The organism is Methanoregula sp., from assembly GCF_002835825.1.
GTDB lineage: Archaea > Halobacteriota > Methanomicrobia > Methanomicrobiales > Methanospirillaceae > Methanoregula.
Genome location: NZ_PIZH01000321.1, coordinates 1 through 2,482, shown reverse-complemented (window position 1 = coordinate 2,482; position 2,482 = coordinate 1). Strand labels below are relative to the sequence as shown.

At 55.0% G+C, this 2,482-nt stretch carries 2 protein-coding genes and 1 pseudogene; 1 reads left to right on the top strand and 2 read right to left on the bottom strand.

Going from position 1 to position 2,482, the window contains the following annotated elements; all coding sequences use genetic code 11:
* The coding region (mch, locus tag CW742_RS10480; RefSeq protein WP_292420143.1) for a methenyltetrahydromethanopterin cyclohydrolase at positions 1 to 938 on the top strand (938 nt) is incomplete at its 5' end.
* 173 nt (positions 939 to 1,111) lie between these two features.
* Here the strand turns inward: mch and CW742_RS10475 are convergent.
* Positions 1,112 to 2,074 carry a MarR family transcriptional regulator gene (locus CW742_RS10475; RefSeq protein ID WP_292420140.1) on the bottom strand — a complete coding sequence of 321 codons (963 nt, stop codon included), beginning with the start codon at positions 2,072 to 2,074 and terminating at the stop codon, positions 1,112 to 1,114.
* A gap of 92 nt (positions 2,075 to 2,166) precedes the next feature.
* Positions 2,167 to 2,482 (bottom strand): annotated as a pseudogene (locus tag CW742_RS10470) (hypothetical protein); the annotation flags it as partial.

The following is a 2,482-nucleotide window of genomic DNA, read 5'->3' as shown; positions in this document are numbered from 1 at the left end:
GTGTTAACGAACTGGCACTGGAAATTTTTGACAATCTGGCAGATCTCGCAGAAGAATTCAACTGCGCTTACCATGAACTGGACAATGGCGCCCGTATCGTCGACTGCGGGGTAAGCGTCCGCGGCGGCTATGCGGCCGGCCGGGCATTCACTGAGATCTGCATGGGCGGTCTTGGCGAAGTCAACTTCCGGAACGGCGAGATCAAGGGCGTCCCGATGCCCTTCATCGATGTGAACACGGACTTCCCGTCAATCTCCTGCCTTGGCGCACAGAAGGCAGGCTGGACTGTCAAGGTCGGCAACTACTTTGCAATGGGCAGCGGCCCGGCCCGGGCGCTCTCGCTCAAGCCGAAGCACACCTTCGAGGTCATCGAGTACGAGGACGACTATGACTGTGCCGTCATCTGCCTTGAGAGTGACCACCTCCCGAACGCTGAGGTCATGAACAAGATCGCCGAGGAGTGCCATGTCGACGTTGCAAACGTCTGCGCTGTTGTCGCCCCGACCGCCTCGATGGTCGGATCGATCCAGGTCGCCGGCCGGTGTGTCGAGACTGCAATCTACAAGCTCAACGAGCTAGGGTTCGACACCAAGAAGGTCATTGCAGCAATGGGAACCGCCCCTGTCCCGCCGGTACGCGGTGCCAAGCTCGCCATGGGCGTGACCAACGACGCCACCATCTATCATGGCAGGATCTCCCTGACCATGAATGCCCCCGAGATCAAGGACTACCTCGACAGGATCCCAAGCAACAAGTCCAAGGGATACGGGAAGCCGTTCAACGACATCTTCAAGGAAGCCGGCTATGACTTCTACAAGATCGACACGTCGCTCTTCTCACCGGCAGAAGTCACCATCAACGAGCTTTCCTCGGGTGCGGTCTACCATGTCGGCGCGGTCAACCCGGACGTTGTCATGAAATCATTCGGGTACGAGTAATCTCATCTATCCTTTTTTCATCCATTTGCGTTACTGCAGGCCACACTCATCCTGCTGGTATCCGGATTGTACAGATTCCTCCTCCCGGCACGGTTTTTACTATCCTGCAATCCGGAATAATATTTCAAAAAAGGAGAAGGTGATGATATCGTACAAAACCGGGAACAGGGGGATCATTCCCTGTCTTTTACCAGCCGGATCAGGTTCTCCCTGCCCCTCCTCACCTTCTGGATAAGCCCCCTCTGGTGAAGGTCGTTGAGCGTTGTACTTATCGTGGATTTGGGGAGTCCGAGGACCTTGACAATCTCTGACTGGAACACCTCCCCGTTGTGGGAGATGAGCAGCTGGAGGATCTTCTCCTCGAGTGTCTCCATATCAACCGTTGAAAGTGCTGCCGGTGACCCTGTTGGATCATCAGCCTCAAAAACCTCCTCTCCACGACTGTTTCCTGCAATGGCCCTGCGGTAGAGAATGATTGCGGTAATGAGAATGATCACTATGATTGCGATTCCGCCAATCAAGGGAAGGAACGGAAACGATGATCCTTTCAGCACAATGAATGGCTGTCCGGGCCCGAAGGAACGCAGACCATACCATGCAAGAGCGTCTCCGGTACGGTCCGGTACAGGACTGACTGATGCCACGGTGTATCCCTCGGGATACCTGATGATCAGGGTATTGTCCCGTGCAAGGTACATGCCCCCGACAAAGGCATCACCGACAACAATGCCGTCATCGACCTTGGCAAACTGCGTCCATTCGAACGTATACGTGATGACACCGAACCTGCCCGTGGGGGATGTCTGGACAAGGGCATTGCCGGTGAAATCAGTTACTGCCATCTCTCGCGAAGTACCGAGGGATGCCTGTGCCGCGGATCGTTGCATCAGATCGCGGAGTTCCGGCAGGTAAACCGTGTTTATGTCCTGCGAGTAGGTATCAAAACCTGCCAGGTCTTCTTCGGAAAGGAGTGGGGTGCGGTACTCGATCTGCCAGTGTGCAGATCCGTCCTTTGCGACAGAAATCGTATATGTCGTGGAATAGCCCGTATCGGATACTGCCTGTACTGGCGGCAGGATGCAGAGCAGAAGGAACGCTCCAATAACGAGCATCCCTGCCGGGAACGGTCTATTCATGGTGCACCTTTCTGTTGATAGGTATCATGGCTGGAATAAAAATATAACCGGGGGATCCCTCCGGCATTCATTCAGCAGACAGGATCCGGTTATTACCTGCCGGCAGGCCGGGTATTCCCGTTACCATTCCCGTTGGAATTAGTGTTGCCGGATTCCGCCGGCCCGGGATTATTGTTGGTTGTCCTGGTATTCCGGGTCTGATCGGGAGTTATTTGCTGGTTACCCCCCGCAGCGTCTTTGTTGTTCCCGGTACTTGTCTGCTGCCCGTTCTGTCCTGTCTGCTCCTTCTTTGTAGCGCTATCTTCCTGCTGACGGTTCAGGTCCCCGGGCGACTGGTTTATCCCGAGCTCATTCCGGTCCTTGTTCTGCGTGGTATTTCCCGTGAATTTGTTCCGGTCTTTCAACGCG

Excerpts from the sequence above, each read along its gene's own strand:
- CW742_RS10475 (WP_292420140.1), bottom strand. The coding sequence starts at position 2,074 with ATGAATAGACCGTTCCCGGCAGGGATGCTCGTTATTGGAGCGTTCCTT.